10 protein-coding genes are annotated in these 14,591 nt (G+C 72.1%); 6 read left to right on the forward strand and 4 right to left on the reverse strand.

What is annotated here, in order from left to right:
• Positions 1-183: 183 nt before the first annotated feature.
• Positions 184-1,617 (forward strand): alkaline phosphatase PhoX, encoded by a 1,434-nt coding sequence (locus LZ495_RS27220; RefSeq protein ID WP_235055549.1) that lies wholly within the window; start codon positions 184-186, stop codon positions 1,615-1,617.
• A gap of 126 nt (positions 1,618-1,743) precedes the next feature.
• On the opposite strand, the gene LZ495_RS27225 is transcribed toward LZ495_RS27220, so the two are convergent.
• The 3 genes from LZ495_RS27225 to LZ495_RS27235 all read right to left on the reverse strand — a co-directional run bounded on the left by LZ495_RS27225 (position 1,744) and on the right by LZ495_RS27235 (position 7,146).
• Positions 1,744-2,577, reverse strand: coding sequence for a PaaX family transcriptional regulator (locus LZ495_RS27225; RefSeq protein ID WP_235055550.1), 834 nt, complete (start codon positions 2,575-2,577; stop codon positions 1,744-1,746).
• A 375-nt stretch (positions 2,578-2,952) separates the two neighbouring features.
• Positions 2,953-5,376 (reverse strand): oxidoreductase, encoded by a 2,424-nt coding sequence (locus LZ495_RS27230; protein WP_235055551.1) that lies wholly within the window; start codon positions 5,374-5,376, stop codon positions 2,953-2,955.
• Between the two features lie 144 nt (positions 5,377-5,520).
• The gene (locus LZ495_RS27235; RefSeq protein ID WP_235055552.1) at positions 5,521-7,146 is read right to left on the reverse strand and encodes an AMP-binding protein; all 1,626 of its coding nucleotides are present in this window, start codon (positions 7,144-7,146) and stop codon (positions 5,521-5,523) included.
• Positions 7,147-7,562: 416 nt separating this feature from the next.
• Here LZ495_RS27235 and LZ495_RS27240 point away from each other — a divergent pair, with 416 nt between their 5' ends.
• Genes LZ495_RS27240 through LZ495_RS27260 form a run of 5 tightly spaced genes read left to right on the forward strand, consistent with a single transcriptional unit; the run spans position 7,563 to position 13,200 of the window.
• Complete coding sequence (locus LZ495_RS27240; RefSeq protein WP_235055553.1) at positions 7,563-9,140, forward strand: ABC transporter substrate-binding protein; 1,578 nt, start codon at positions 7,563-7,565, stop codon at positions 9,138-9,140.
• A complete protein-coding gene (locus LZ495_RS27245) occupies positions 9,125-10,087 on the forward strand; it encodes an ABC transporter permease (protein WP_235055554.1) in 963 nt (320 codons plus the stop codon). The genes LZ495_RS27240 and LZ495_RS27245 overlap by 16 nt, the downstream gene beginning before the upstream one ends.
• Positions 10,077-11,015, forward strand: a complete 939-nt coding sequence (locus LZ495_RS27250) for an ABC transporter permease (RefSeq protein ID WP_235055555.1) — start codon at positions 10,077-10,079, stop codon at positions 11,013-11,015. The genes LZ495_RS27245 and LZ495_RS27250 overlap by 11 nt, the downstream gene beginning before the upstream one ends.
• Positions 11,012-12,118 (forward strand): ABC transporter ATP-binding protein, encoded by a 1,107-nt coding sequence (locus LZ495_RS27255; protein ID WP_235055556.1) that lies wholly within the window; start codon positions 11,012-11,014, stop codon positions 12,116-12,118. Before LZ495_RS27250 ends, LZ495_RS27255 begins: the two co-directional genes overlap by 4 nt.
• The gene (locus LZ495_RS27260; protein WP_235055557.1) at positions 12,115-13,200 is read left to right on the forward strand and encodes an ABC transporter ATP-binding protein; all 1,086 of its coding nucleotides are present in this window, start codon (positions 12,115-12,117) and stop codon (positions 13,198-13,200) included. The genes LZ495_RS27255 and LZ495_RS27260 overlap by 4 nt, the downstream gene beginning before the upstream one ends.
• An 83-nt stretch (positions 13,201-13,283) precedes the next feature.
• Here the strand turns inward: LZ495_RS27260 and LZ495_RS27265 are convergent, their stop codons facing one another.
• On the reverse strand, positions 13,284-14,462 hold the full coding sequence (locus LZ495_RS27265) for an ROK family transcriptional regulator (RefSeq protein WP_235055558.1): 1,179 nt from the start codon (positions 14,460-14,462) through the stop codon (positions 13,284-13,286).
• Positions 14,463-14,591 lie beyond the last annotated feature (129 nt).

Raw genomic sequence — 14,591 nt, forward strand, 5'->3', positions numbered from 1 at the left:
CGTCGACCTGCGCAGCGCGGTGCCACCCTGCCTCTCCCGCACTCCTGCTCTCCTCCTCCGGCATCCCCCGGACCTGAGCTGAATCCATTAAGCCCCGCATAGCCGGGCCCGCGACGCCCTCCGGCGCGCCGAGCCCGCCGGCCCGGCCGGCCCCTGCTCCCCCGTCAGACAGGAGAACGGTTCGTGGAACGAAGAAGCTTCCTTGCCCGCAGCGCCGCAGTCGCCGGAGGGTCCGTGATCGCCGCCGGACCGTTCCAAGGCCTGGTGGCGGCCCAGGCGGCGCCGGCCGGTTCGGCGCGGCCGTCGCGTCCGGGCTCGCTGCGCCCGGTGGCCGACGACCGCGACGGGCAGGTGCGGCTGCACCTGGCGCCCGGGTTCTCCTACCGCTCCTTCGCGGCGGTCGGCGACCCGATGGACGACGACCACGCCTCCCCCGCCCGGCCCGACGGCATGGCCGCATTCCGCGGCTGGGGCGGCACCACCGTCTTGGTCCGCAACCACGAAGTACCGGGAACACCAGGTGCGTTCGGCGATCTTTCGCGCGCGTACGACGCGGCCGGGGGCGGCGGCACGACCACCCTCACCGTCGACCGGAACGGCCGCCTGGTCGACTCGCGGGTCAGCCTGAACGGCACCATCATGAACTGCTCCGGCGGTCCGATGCCCTGGGGTGCCTGGGTCACCGCGGAGGAGTCGGTCGACGGGCCCGACGTGAAGAGCCCCGTCCCCGGTGCCGACAACAAACTGCTGAAGCAGAAGCACGGCTACCTGTTCGAAGTGCCGGTCCGCGGCCGCGGCACGATGGCGCCCATTCGCTCCGCGGGCCGGTTCCAGCATGAGTCCGCGGCCTTCGACCCCGTCTCCGGCGCGCTGTACCTGACCGAGGACGACCCGCTGTTCGCCTCCGGGTTCTACCGGTACCTGCCTCCGGTCCACCCCATGCGGGCCGGACGCATCCTCGACGGCGGCCGACTGCAGATGCTCGCGGTGGCCGGCACGCCACGCGCGCAACTCCATCTCGGGCAGCCGAAGGGCGCGGCGTACCAGGTCACTTGGGTCGACATCGACGATCCTGACCCGACCTTCGCCCCGGGGGCCACCTGGTTCGACGCCGCACCCACCGTCAGCCGCGAAGGGCAGGCCAAGGGAGCCGCGGTCTTCTCCCGCCTGGAAGGCTCGGTGTACGACCAGGGCAGCATCTACTTCGTGTCCACTCAGGGCGGTGACGCGGCGCCCGGCGACGAGTTCCCGCCCGGCCCGGGCGGCCTGACCGCGTTCGGTGCCGGGCGGGGCCAGGTCTGGGCGTACGACATCCGCCGCGAACGGCTCCGCCTCGTCTACCAGTCACCGCACTCCTCGGTTCTCGACATGCCCGACAACATCGCGGTCACCCCGCACGGGACGCTGATCCTCTGCGAGGACGGCGAGAACGAGAACTACCTGCGCGGCCTCACCGCGCGCGGCGACCTCGTGGACATCGCCCGGCTCGCCCCCGTCGAACTGGACCCGGACGCCGAGTTCGCCGGTGCGACGTTCGATCCGGACGGCCGCACCCTGTACGTCAACATCCAGTCCAAGGCCGGCTGCACCATAGCCATCCGAGGCCCCTGGATCTGATCCGGCCCGACGGACGCGCCCGCGGTCGCCGACCTCGTTCGGCAACTGCGGGCGCGTCCCACGTACTTGGCAGGTCGACGGACTGCGGGCAGCCGGACCGCGCTGGATCGCCCGGGCGGGCGGAGCTCAGTGGTCGGCGTCGGAGAGCCCGGTGATGCGCGCGACGTGGCGGCGGCTCGGTTCGGCGAGGATGCCGTGCTGGTCGAGGAAGACGCGCCGGGCCTCGACGGCGTTCCAGTCCTGCGGGAGCAGTTCGGCCGGCAGCCCGGGGTCGAGGTACGGGAGCCTGCGCCATTCGGTGAGCATCGGCACGTACGCCCGGAAAGCATCCTCGGGAGCGAGCCGCTTCGCCGCGCGGAAGTCGCGGAGACGCGGCTCGTAGGTGGCGGTGAATGCGGCGTACTGCTTCTCGATGGCCGCGAAGTCCCACCACTCGCTGACCGCCCGCCCGAGGTCGGAGTACGCCTCGTAGTCGGCGGAGAACAGGTGCACGTAGCTGCTGAGCCCGACGCGGCCGAGCGTGGCGCGCGCATCGTCCAGGAGGCGTCCGGGTGCGATCCACACGCCGGGCGACACGTTGCCGAAGCCGAGCCACGTGAGGCGGGCCCGCAGCTGGTGGCGGTGCGCGCGCTCGGACTCCGGGACCGAGAAGACCGCCACGACCCAGCCGTCCTCCAGCCGGGCGGGCTCCAGATGGCCGAAGATGCGCCGGTCGCCCTCGTCGAAGATCGGCCCCATCGACGGGCTGAGCCGGTAGCCCATGCCGGCCTGCCGCTCCTGCACGAGGGTGCCGCGCTTCTTCAGCCTGGAGATGGCCGAGCGCACGGCGGGCGCGTCGACGTCCGACTCGGCCATCAACTTGATCAGGTCGGCGATGGAGACCCAGCCGCCGAGACGGCGGATGAACGCGCCGTAGATGGTGTTGATGAGCGAGCTCGGGCGGATCGCCGTGTCTGCCATGATCGCCTTCCCTCGGGTACGGTCGCGATCCTACAAACGGCGGACTCGGTCATCCCGCCCGGCGTGCCGTCACGCCTCGGCAAGAGCCCCGCAGGGTCCGGAGCCGTGGGCGGTGAAGATGACAAGGCGCATGGGGGTTCCTTGATCGTGGCGGGGCGCTGGGCCGATGTCTGCGGAAGTGGAGGTCGGCAGCCGACTCGGTGGCGGCCGCCGACCTCCGGCCGGGGCCCGGGGCGCGACATTCTCCGGCCCCGGCGGGGGTGCGGTGCCCCCGAGTCCACAGCCCGGCGGGCCCGCGCCCAGCCCGCCCGTCGGGATGCCTGTCGACTCGGTGGCACCGGTCTGGGGGCGGCCTCCTGGTGGCCGCCGCGATTCCTAGCCCCGGCCGGTGACGACGCGGAGCCGCGGTGCCGCGGTCGGACGCCAGCGCTGCCGCATCGCCTCGGCGGGTCGCCGCAGCAGGTGCAGGCGCGGGGCGACGCGGTCGCTGCGCGCCCCCGGCGGCTTGCCGCTGCCGGCCTGCCAGGGGGCCGGCCATGCCGCCCCCGGGCCGCGGTAGTCCTGTGCGGCCGCAGCGTGCAGGGTCCACGCGGGGTCGTGCAGGTGAGCGCGTCCGACGGCGCACAGGTCGGCGCGTCCGGCCAGCAGGATCGAGTTGACGTCGTCGTACGTCGAGATGCCGCCGACCGCGATCACCGGGGCTCCTGTCGCGTTGCGGATCAGGTCGGCGAACGGCGTCTGGTAGCTGCGGCCGTACGCCGGCTTCTCGTGGGCGACCACTTCCCCGGTGGAGACGTCGATGGCGTCGGCGCCTGCCGCGACGAGCGCACGGGCGATCGCCACGGCATCGTCGCCGCTGGTACCGCCGTCCGCCCAGTCGCACGCCGAGATCCGTACGACGAGCGCCTTCGTGCGCGGCCACACGGCGCGGACCGCGGCCAGGACTTCGAGCGGGAAGCGCAGGCGGCCGGCGAGGTCGCCGCCGTAGTCGTCGGTGCGCCTGTTGGTCAGCGGGGAGAGGAACGAGGAGATCAAGTGACCGTGGCCGTAGTGGAGTTCGATAATGTCGAAACCGGCCCGGTCGGCGCGCTCGGCGGCCTGGGCGAACTGGCCGGCGACGGTGGCGAGGTCGTCGCGGGTGGCTTCGCACGGCTCGGGGCTCTCGTCGTCCCACCTGATCGCCGATGCCGACATGACGGGCCATCGGTTCGCCTCGGGCAGCGGGCGCGACCGGCCGTCCGGTCCGGGGTCGGTGCGGGCGGCCCGGCGCCCCGCATGGGTGAGCTGGATCCCGAGCGCGGCCGGGGCGACCTCGCGGACGGTGCTCGTGATGGCCCGCCAGGCGGACTCCTGCCGGTCGTCGTACATGCCGGGGCTGCCGAGACCGGGCCGACCGTCCGGGCCGACCGCGGTCATCCCGGCGAACACGACGCCGGCGCCGCCGAGCGCAAGCGCCGTAAGGTGTGCCTGCTCGAAGGCGCCCGGCACACCCTGCACGGCGGTGCCGGTGGTCATCGGCGGGACGACGACGCGATTGCGGAGGTCGACCGGGCCGAGCCGGTACGGGCGGAACATCGGTGGCACCTCGCCGCGGTCGCCTCGTACCGCGACCGCTCCCGCGGCCGTCCCCGCGCCCGCGTCGCTCTCGGCGAACCAGTCGTCGGTGATTCCGGCGAAGGCGGCGTCCCGCGAGCGGAGGTTCTCGTAGGTGACGCGGCGGCTTCGGGTGAGCAGGTTGAAGGCGAACTGCTCGGGGGCCTGGCCCGTATAGCGTTCGATGTACTCGAACCACTCGAGGCTGGCCTGCGCGGCGCGTTGGGTGGACTCCACGACGGGACGCCGCTCCGCTTCGTAGGCGGCCAGCGCCTCGTGGACCCCGGAGTTCTCGTGCAGGCAGGCGGCCAGCGCGAGGGCGTCCTCCATGGCGAGCTTGGTGCCCGACCCGATGGAGAAGTGCGCGGTGTGCGCCGCGTCGCCGAGCAGCACGATGTTGCCGTACCGCCAGGTCTTGTTGCGGACGGTCGTGAAGCGGATCCAGCGGGAGTTGTTCGCGAATAGGCGGTGTCCGTCGAGGTGTTCGGCGAGCAGTTCTTCGCATCGCCGGACGCTCGCCTCGTCGCTCGCGCCGCGCGGCAGGTCGCGGGCCGCTGCGTCCGCGAAACCCGCGGCACGCCAACTGGTCTCCGGCATCTCGACGATCACGGTGCTGCGGGTGGCGTCGAACGGGTAGGCGTGCACCTGGAGCGCACCGAAGTCGTGGGTGTCGACGACGAAGGTGAAGGCCTCCAGGACCTTGTCCGTGGCGAGCCACATGTAGCGGCAGTGGCGCTCGTCGAGGTCGGCGGCGAAATGCTCGGCAAACTGCTCGCGCACCGCCGAGCGCACCCCGTCCGCCGCCACCACCAGGTCGTACTCGGCGGCCAGTTCGCGGACATCTGGCGCCTCGGTGCGGTAGCGCACGTCCACGTCCAGTTCGGCGCAGCGGCCCTGGAGGATCTGCAGGAGGCGCTTGCGGCCGAGGGCGGCGAAGCCGTGCCCGCCGGAGGTGAGGGTGCGGCCGCCGTAGCGGACGTCGATGTCGGTCCAGCGCGCGAACTCGGCGGACATCGCGGCGTAGACCACGGGATCGGCCTGGGCGATGCCGTCGAGCGTCTCGTCGGAGAAGACCACGCCGAAGCCGAAGGTGTCGTCCGGGGCGTTGCGCTCCCACACCGTGATGTCCCACGAGGGCGACAACTGCTTGACGAGCGCGGCGAGATACAGCCCTCCGGGCCCTCCTCCGATCACAGCGATGCGCACTGAATCCTCCTGATGGTCCTGGCTCCACCAGGAGTCTATGTTGTTCATTTTGCGACCGTCAATGTCACGCGATATGCCATGCGGGCGATCGCCGCTGCAGGCGCTCCGGCTGCGTGCGCCCGGTCATCCGGCGGGCTGCTCCGGTCAGCGCGCGCTGTCGCCGCGCGCCCAGGAGCGGAGTTCCGCGCGCAGCAGCTTGCCGTTGCCGGTGCGCGGCAACGCGTCGACGAAGTCGACGGCGCGGGGGTACTTGTAGGGCGCGATCGTAGCCTTCACGAACTCCTGGAGGGACTTGGCGGTCGCCTCCCCGGGCTCCACCCCGGCGCGGAGCACGACGAAGGCCTTCACGATCATCCCGCGGGCCGTGTCGGGGGCACCTGCGACGCCGCACTCCATGACGTCGGGGTGTGCGAGGAGGGCCAGTTCGACCTCGGGGCCGGCGATGTTGTAGCCGGACGAGACGATCATGTCGTCGCTCCGCGCCTGGTACCAGAAGTAGCCCTCGGCGTCCCGAATGTAGGTGTCACCTGTCAGGTTCCAGCCGTCTTGCACGTACTTCGACTGGCGTGGATCGTCCAGGTAGCGACACCCGGTCGGTCCCTTGACGGCCAGCAGCCCCGACTCCCCGTCGGGCGCGGAAGTGCCCTCTGCGGTCAGGACGTCGGCCTGGTAGCCAGGGACGGCGCGTCCGGTCGAGCCGGGGCGGATGTCGTCGTCGGCGGCGGAAATGAAGACGTGCAGCATCTCGGTGGCGCCGATGCCGTCGATGAGGCGGATGCCGGTGGCGTCGTAAAAGCCGTGCCACACGTCGGCCGGCAGCGCCTCCCCCGCCGAGACGCACCTGCGCAGCGAGGTCATGTCGGCGGCGAGCCCCGCACCGAGGATCGCGCGGTACGCGGTCGGCGCCGTGATCAGGATGGTGACACCGAAATCACGTACTACTTGCGCGAGTTGCGGGGGCGAGGCCTTCTCCAGCAGGAGGGTCGCCGCGCCTGCCCGCAGCGGGAAGACGACCAGCCCGCCCAGCCCGAACGTGAAGCCGAGCGGAGGAGTTCCGGTGAAGAGGTCGCCGGGTTCCGGCTTGAGCACGTGGCGGGAGAAGGTGTCGGCGTTCGCGAGCACGTCGCGGTGGAAGTGCAGCGTCGCCTTGGGCCGACCGGTGGTCCCGGAGGTGAAGGCGATCAGCGCGACGTCGTCCGCGGCGGTGTCCACCGCGGCGAACTCCCCGCTCTTGGCCTCGCAGCGGGCGATCAGGTCGTCCGGAGTGTCGCCGCCGTACGGCACGGTCGGCAGGTCGGGCACACCGGAGGCCGGCTCGGCCAGGAACCGGTGGTCGCACAAGGCCAGGGTCGGCGTGCTGATCCCGCACAGCGTCTCCAGCTCGTGTGCCCGCAGCAGCGGCATGGTGGTCACCACCACGCCGCCCGCCCGCAGCACCCCGAACCAACAGGCCACCAGCCAGGGGTTGTTGGGTCCGCGCAGGAGCACCCGGTTGCCGGGCACCAGGCCGAGGTCCTCGACGAGGACCTGGGCCACCTGCCGGGCGCGGCGCAGCAGGTCGGCGTAGGTCCACGTCTCGTCGGCGGTGACCAGGCAGCGCCGGTCCGGGCCGAACTCCTCGATCACGTCGTCGAGCAGGACGGTCGCGCAGTTGAGCCGGGCCGGATAGGCCAACTCGGGGAGGTCGAACAGCAGCTCGGGCCACTGCTCGGAAGGCGGAAGTCGATCACGGCAGAACGTGTCGATGTGGGCAGAGGGAGACAGCTCCATGAGCGGCACCTCGTCCTGGTGGCAGCGGAGTCGTGCGACAAGTATGCATTGATTATGACGCCAGTCAATGGAGCGCAATATCGCTGTTGGACATACAGCTTGCGCCCGCACCCCCAAGGGGACGCTTCCGCTCCATTGGCTTCGACCCTTGAATTCAATTGACCGAAGACAATGGCGTGTCCGCGGGTCGAGCTATCCACTGCCGTGGATTTTTTATGTCACCTCATTGACGACGGCTAGGAACACGCAATAATCTCCTGCCATCGGGGCGTTGATTCGACAGACCGCACCGCATCGGCGGCCGAAGTCCGTGCCGCATCCACCGCACATATGCCGTCCGGCATTTGCCTCCCGCACACCGCCAAATTGTGTGCCCGCGTACCGAGCGTTTCTCCGATCCCGTTGCGAGGTCAATAATGCGCACTCTGCCATTCCCGAGACTCGGACGCGGCCCGGCGGCAGTGGCCGCCGTATCGGCCGCCGCACTGCTGTCGTCCGCCTGCGGCGGCGGTTCCGACGCCGGTGCCGGAGCCCCCGGCGGCGACCCCCGCCGCGGCGGGACGATCCAGGTCGGCATGCCGTTCGACGTGCAGACGCTCGACCCCACCGCGCCGAACTTCGCCAGCGCCATGGACTACACCGCCGCGCGCGCCGTCATGGACCCGCTGTTCGCGGTCGGCGGCGACGGCAGCCTCGTCCCGCAGCTGGCACTCGGCGCAACCGCCTCGGACGGCAACAAGACCTTCACGGTGAAGCTGCGCGAGGGGGTGAAGTTCTCGGACGGCACGCCCTTCGACGCGGCCGCCGTCGCAGCGCACTACCAGGACATCAAGGACAAGAAGACCTGTCTCGGCTGCGCCCCGCGCCTGATGAGCCTGGTGTCCGCGATCACCCCGGCGGACCCGCACACCGTCGTGTTCACCCTCTCCGCGCCGTGGGCGCAGTTCCCTGAAGTGGGCCTGACCGGCATCGCCGGGCTGATCCCGTCGCCGACCGCGAAGCGGTCCGCCGGCGACGCGTTCGGACGCAACCCGGTGGGCACCGGCGCGTTCAAGGTCACCGAGATCGTGCCCGGCGACCACGTCACCCTGGTCCGCAGCGAGACTTCCTGGCTGGCCGACCGCACGCACCCCGACAAGGTCGTGCTCAAGGTCATGCTCGACACCCAGACCGCGGTCCAGTCCGTCCAGGCCGGCACCATCGACATGATGGTCGCGTCCCAGCCGAACCAGGCCAAGCAGGCCAAATCCGCCGGTCTGCAGGTGCAGTTGAACGAGGGCCTGAGCCCCGACGGCATCATCATGAACATGACCCGCCCGGGCCTGGACGACATCCGGGTACGCCAGGCGCTGAGCATGGCCATCGACCGCAATGCCATCAACAAGGTCGCTTACAACGGCGACACCAAGCCCACCACCGCCTTCCTCGCGGAGAACGATCCCGAGCAGCAGGGCATCGGCGTCCCCGACTACAACCCGGACAAGGCCAAGCAGCTCCTCGCCGAATACGGCAAGCCGGTCAAGCTCGAACTCAACACGCTGCAAGGGTCGAACTACGTGGCCGCCACGCAGCTGATCCAGCAGCAGTGGAAGGCCGTGGGCATCGAGTCGACCATCAAGACCAACACCGCGGTCGGCATCATGCAGGACGTCCTGCAGCGCAACTACGACGTCAGCTTCTCCCCCGCCTTCGTCGCCACCACCACCGTCGACGGCACCGAGGTCGCGTTCGCCAGCAGCGGCCGCCGCAACCTGGGCGGCTACGCGAACAAGGCGAACGACGAACTCTTCGCGCAGTTGGGCGCGGCAGGCGACGCCGCCGCGGCGCTGCCCATCGCTCGGCAGATCCTCACCAACGCCTCGACCGACATCCCCAGCATCCCGGTCGTGCGCAAGACGGGCATGTTCGCCGCGGGGCCGAAGGTCCACCTGCCGGCCGCCGACGCGTACGGCGTCGACGCGTTCTCCCTCGTCGACCTGTGGACCACGCAGTGACCACCCGCTCGCTGCTCGCCCGCGCCGGGCAGGCGGTGATCGTCCTGGTCTCCGTCGCGGTGGCGACGTTCGCCCTGGGGCGCATCCTCCCGGGCGAGCTGGCCACCGCGGTCCTGGGCGACACCGCGACCCCCGAGCAGATCGCCGAGTTCAACCGCAAGACGGGCGCCGACCAGCCGGCCGTCGAGCAGTTCCGGACGTGGTTCACCGGTGTCCTGCACGGCGACTTCGGCACCTCGGCGCTCACCGGCCAGAAGGTCTCGGACGCCCTGGCCGACCGCGCCGTCCCGTCGCTGCTGCTGGTGGTCTTCGCGGAGGTCCTGGCGCTGGCCGTCGCGGTACCCCTTGCCGTGTGGGCCGCGTACCGGCGCGGCAAGGCCCCCGACAAGGCCGCCAACGCGGGCTCGTTCGTGCTGCTGGCCACCCCGCAGTTCGCCATCGCCGTCCTGCTCATCTACATCTTCGCCGTGCAGCTCGGCGCGCTGCCGGCCACCGGCTACACACCCCCGGAGCAGGATCCGGCGCAGACCTTCCGCACCCTCCTGCTCCCCGCGGTCACGCTGGCCTTGGGACTCGCCGCGGTCTACTACCGGGTGCTGCGCGCGGGCGTCCTGGAGACCCTCCAGCAGGACTACATCCTCGCCGCGCGCGCCCAGGGCCTCACCCCGCGGCAGGTGCTCTTCCGGCACACCCTGCGCCCGTCACTGCTGCCGCTGGTGACCCTGGTCGGCCTCAACTTCGGGTTCCTGGTCGGCGGCGCCGTCATCGTCGAGCAGCTGTTCGCCATCCCCGGCCTGGGCACCTACGCCCTGGGCGCCGTCCAGACCAAGGACTTCACTGTCCTGCAAGGCACCGTCCTGCTCATCGCCGCGGTGTACGTGCTCGTCAATCTCGCCGTCGACCTCCTCTACGGCGTGCTCGACCCCAGGATCCGCCATGCCCGCTGACACCGGCCTCGCCGGCACCCCGCCGCCGGACCTCGCCCCCTCCTCTGCCTCGGCCTCTGCTGCTGCTCTTTCCGAGTCCCCGCGCAACGGCACCCGGCCGCTGCCGCCGAACCGGAACCGGCTCGGCACCGGCGCGTGGCTGGCCGTCGGCTTCCTGGCCGTACTGTGCGCCGCCGCCCTGCTGGCACCGGTCCTGCCCCTGGAGGACCCGACGCGCAGCGACACCGACGCCCTGGCCGCCGGCATCAGCGGGGACCACTGGCTCGGCACCGACGCGCTCGGGCGCGACACGCTCGCGCGGATCGTGCACGGCGCCCGCGTCAGCCTGGTCGTCGGCGCCGGGGCGACCGTGATCGGCGCCGTCGTCGGCACCGTGCTCGGCATGGCCGCCGGCATGGGGCGCGGCCTGCTGCCCGGCGTCATCATGCGCCTGACGGACGTGCTCCTCGCGTTCCCGGCGATGATCTTCGCGCTCGCGGTCATCGGCGCCGTCGGACCGTCCACCACGTCGGTCACCCTCGTCATCGGGCTGCTGTTCGTGCCGGGCTTCGTGCGCATCGTGCGGGCGCCGGTACTGAGCCTGTCGCAACGCGAGTTCGTGCTCTCCTGCCGGGCGATGGGGATGTCCGCGCCGCGGCTCATGCTGCGCGAGATCCTGCCCAACATCCTCACCGGCATCGTCACGTACGGCGTCACCATGTTCGGCGTAGGCGTGATGGTCGAAGGCGGCCTCGGCTTCCTGGGCGTCAGCGTCCCGCCGCCCGACCCCACGTGGGGCGGCATGATCGCGGAAGGCCGCCAAGTCCTCGCCGAACACCCCATGGTCACCCTCACCCCCACCCTGGTCCTGGTGCTCGTGGTGCTGTGCGCCAACGTCGTCGGCGACCGGCTCTCCGCCCGACTCGACATGCGCGGAGCGATGCTGTGAACCCTCTCGGCACCACGAACCCGACTACCGGGAAGCCCGCTTCCTCGGCAGACGGGCACGGCTCCCTCTTGCGGCTGCGGGGCTACTCGGTGCATCTGCACTCCCCGCGCGGCATCGTCGCGGCCGTCGACGGCGTCGACGTCGACCTCGCCCGCGGACGTACGCTGGCCGTCGTCGGCGAGTCGGGGTCCGGCAAGAGCGTGCTGTGCCGCAGCCTGCTCGGCCTCCTCCCCGCCGCCGCGGTCGCGCACCGCGGCGGGACGGCCCACTTCGACGGCATCGACCTCGCGGTGACCGGGGAAGCGGCGCTGCGCGACATCCGCGGGCGCCGCATCGGCATGGTGTTCCAGGACCCCATGACCGCCCTCAACCCCGTGCTCCCGGTCTGGCGGCAGATCGCCCTGCCGCTCCGGCGGCACCTGCGCCTCGACCGCCGAGCGGCGAAGCGCGCCGCGGTCGAACTCCTGGACTCCGTCGGCATCCCCGACCCGGCCCGGCGCGCCGACCAGTACCCCGTCCAGATGTCCGGCGGCATGCGGCAGCGCGTCATGATCGCGATCGCCCTCGGCTGCGACCCGGACCTGCTCATCGCCGACGAGCCGACCACCGCGCTGGACGTCACCGTGCAGGCCCAGATCCTCGGGCTTCTCGACCGGCTCCGCGCCGAACGCGACATGGCCGTCATCCTCATCAGCCACGATCTCGGCGTGGTGGCGGACCACTCCGACGACGTCATGGTCATGTACGCGGGGCGCCAGGCCGAACGCGGCGCCACGCGCGGAGTCCTCGCCGGCCCCCGCATGCCGTACACCCGCGCGCTGCTCGACGCGGCACCGACGCTGCACGGTGAACGCGGCCGCCGTTTGGCGGCGATCGGCGGCCAACCGCCCGACCTCACCCGCCTGCCGGACGGTTGCGCGTTCGCCGCGCGCTGCCCGCGCGTCCAGGACCGGTGCCGCACCCAGGCGCCGCCGCTCGCCCCGGTGCCGGGCAGCGCCCACGACGGCGCGTGCTGGAACCCGGTGCCGGTGCCCGGGTCGGCCGACCTGCCGGAAGGCGGCGCACCCATCCCTCAGGAGACCCAGGAGACGAGCCGCGCATGAAGACCGACGACAAGCGCGGCACGCCGCTCCCCGGTGCCGCCCCGGGTGCCGCTCCCGGTGCCGACCCCGACACGCCGCTGCTGAGCGTGCGCGGGCTCCGGGTCCGCTACCGCAATGCCGGGCGCCCCTTCGAGGCCGTCGCCGGCCTCGACCTCACCGTGCACGCGGGCGAAACCCTCGGCCTGGTCGGGGAGTCCGGCTGCGGCAAGTCGACCGTCGCACGCGCCGTCGCACGCATCGAGGACGACGTCTCCGGCGCGATCGTCTTCGACGGACAGGACGTGACCCGGGCCCGCGGCCGTGCGCTCAAGCCCTACCGGCGGCGGGTCGGCATGGTGTTCCAGGACCCCATCGCCTCCCTCAACCCGCGCCGTACGGTCCGCGACATCATCGCCACGCCCCTCACCCTCGCCGGGAAGGGCGACCCGGCGGAGGTCCGGGCCCGGGTCGGTGAACTGGCCGAACTCGTCGGGCTGCACCCCTCCATGTTGGAGCGGCGGCCGCACGAGATGTCCGGCGGTCAGTGCCAGCGCGTCAGCATCGCCCGGGCGCTGGCCTGCCTGCCGGAACTCCTGCTGTGCGACGAGGTCGTCTCCGCGCTCGACGTCTCCATCCAGGCCCAGGTGCTCAACCTCTTGATGGACATCCGCGAACGGCAGCGCCTGGCCATGCTGTTCATCTCCCATGACCTTGCCGTGGTGCGGCAGTTGTCGGACCGCGTCGCGGTGATGTACCTCGGCATGCTGTGCGAGGACGCCCCGGTCGACGAGCTCTTCGGACGGCCCGCTCATCCGTACACCCGTGCGCTGCTGGCCTCGGTGCCGGGCGGTGCCGGACCCGGGGCCGAGCCCGAGCCCGGGTCCGCCGGAGCCGGCTCCGGGCCGGCGGGTGTCGCGTCGGCCGACGTGGCACACAGGCTGCTGAGCGGCGACCTGCCCTCCCCGCTCGACCCGCCGAGCGGATGCCGGTTCCGGACGCGCTGCCCGCTCGCCCAAGCCCGCTGCGCCGCCGAGGTTCCGCAGCCGGTCGAGGTCCGGCCCGGGCACCGGGTGGCCTGCCACTTCCCGCTCGTCGCCGCCTGACGCCGCAACCCGGCGCGGTACTTCGGTGCGCGCCTCGTCGGGCGCTTCGGTTCGCCGCGTCGTCGGGAGCGCGGCAGGCAGCGTCAGCCCGGCGCCGCTGCCTGCCGCGCGGCGGCAAGTGCCGCGCCGCGCACCGGCGCCTCGTCACCCAGCTCGGCGATCGCGACCGCGGTCGTGGACGGGTGCAACTGGCCGACATAGGCGGTGAGTCGGGCGCGTACCGCGTCCAGCAGCAGCCGCCCGGCTCCGGTCAGCGGCCCGCCGATGACCGCCAAGCGCAGATCCAGCGGAGTCGCCACGGCCCCGATCACCGATCCGATCGCGGTGCCCGCGTCGGTGATCGCCGCGCGGCACCGCGCGTCCCCGGCAAGGGCGCCGGACACCACCTGCGCGAGGTCGCGGGGCCGGCCTACCCGTCCCTCGCCCGCGGCCTCCACCAGCGCGGCCTCGCCCACCACCGTCTCCAGGCAGCCCCGGCCGCCGCACCAGCAGGACTTGCCGCCGGAGTCGACGACGGTGTGGCCGAACTCGCCGGCGACTCCGCCTCCGCCGCGGTAGATGCGCCCGTTCAGCACGAGCCCTCCGCCGACGTAGGCGTGCCCCAGCACGTACATGAAGTCGCGGTGCCCGCGGCCCGCACCGGCGTGCATCTCGGCGAGCGCGGCCAGATTGCAGTCGTTCTCGACGGTCACCTCCGTGCCCAGCGCCTCGGCGAGGTCGCGGGTGAGCGGCACACTCCCCCAGCCCATGGCCTGGTGGTAGCCCTCGCCGAGCAGGTCCGGGGCGGCGCCTTCCGACGTCGCCCGGACCAGGCCGGGCACCGCCACCACCGCACCGGCGAGTCGGGCCGGGCTCAGGCCGCGTCCCTCGTCCAGGCCCCGGACCAGCTCCACCACGGTGTCCAGGGCCTGCGAATACGCGCACGGGACGGGGATTTCGGCGGCGTGCACGGCGGGATCCGCACCGTGCCCGACGGCGGCGACGCGGACGCGCGTACGGGCGATCTCGATGCCCAGGTACCAGGGGGCCGGCCGGTCGCGCAGACTCAGGATCCGGGTGCGGCGGCCGTTGCGGATGCCCGGCTCCACGTGCACGTGCCCCTGCTCGACGAGGATCCTGACCAGGTTGGACACGGTCGCCTCGGACAGCTTCGACACGGCGGCGAGCTCGACTTGCGCCATCGGTCCGGCCGCCAGGCAGTCGCGCAGCACGCGGAGGTTGGCCTCGCGCGCATCGCGCTGCGGTCTGCCGTCGGAAGCCATACCGATCATGCTCCTCACGCCTTGTCACCGGTGTCAAGCATGCCGCCCGGCCCGGACCTTGGCTTTTCTCCTTGAATTCATCGGCGTGAAGTCGGGACTGCGAATCCCGCCACGATTCCGCCTTTGCGG

It is taken from the genome of Yinghuangia soli (genome assembly GCF_021502675.1).
In the GTDB taxonomy this organism is placed as follows: domain Bacteria; phylum Actinomycetota; class Actinomycetes; order Streptomycetales; family Streptomycetaceae; genus Yinghuangia; species Yinghuangia soli.